Annotated in this window: 1 protein-coding gene; it reads left to right on the top strand. The window is 55.0% G+C overall.

The annotated features are described in order from the left end of the window. Positions 1-20 precede the first annotated feature (20 nt). A partial coding sequence (locus tag ACOCD2_RS26330; RefSeq protein WP_294059904.1) for a DNA cytosine methyltransferase occupies positions 21-504 on the top strand: 484 nt, incomplete at its 3' end.

Here is a 504-nt window from a genome sequence, read left to right as displayed (position 1 = left end):
GAAGGAAGAGGCACATCGGCATGAAAAAGCAAAATGATGGCGTTTCTTGTGTGGATCTATTCTGTGGAGCTGGTGGCCTGACGCATGGGTTCATTCTCGAAGGACTTCCGGTGAATGCAGGTATCGACCTTGATCCGGCTTGCCGTTATCCCTACGAGAAGAACAACGGTGCGGTGTTCATCGAACGGGATATCGCACGGATGGAATCGGATGAAGTGGCTGAGCTCTTCACGCCTGGTACGACCAGAGTATTGGCGGGCTGTGCACCATGCCAACCATTCTCCACCTACAGTCAGCGATACGATACCCGGTCCGACGGCAAATGGGGTCTCTTGTACGAGTTCGGTCGTTTGGCACGGGACATTCGGCCAGACATCGTGACAATGGAGAACGTTCCCACGGTGGAGCGGCATGGGGTGTTCAAGGATTTCGCCAGTGAACTCGAGGGATTGGGCTACCAAGTGTGGTCCGATGTGGTGCAGTGTGCTCAGTACGGTGTACCCC

This window comes from Thiolapillus sp., assembly GCF_048562965.1.
Lineage (GTDB): Bacteria > Pseudomonadota > Gammaproteobacteria > Chromatiales > Chromatiaceae > Thiolapillus > Thiolapillus brandeum_A.
Note: the sequence above shows the minus strand (reverse complement) of the source record. Positions and strands in the feature narration are given on the sequence as shown.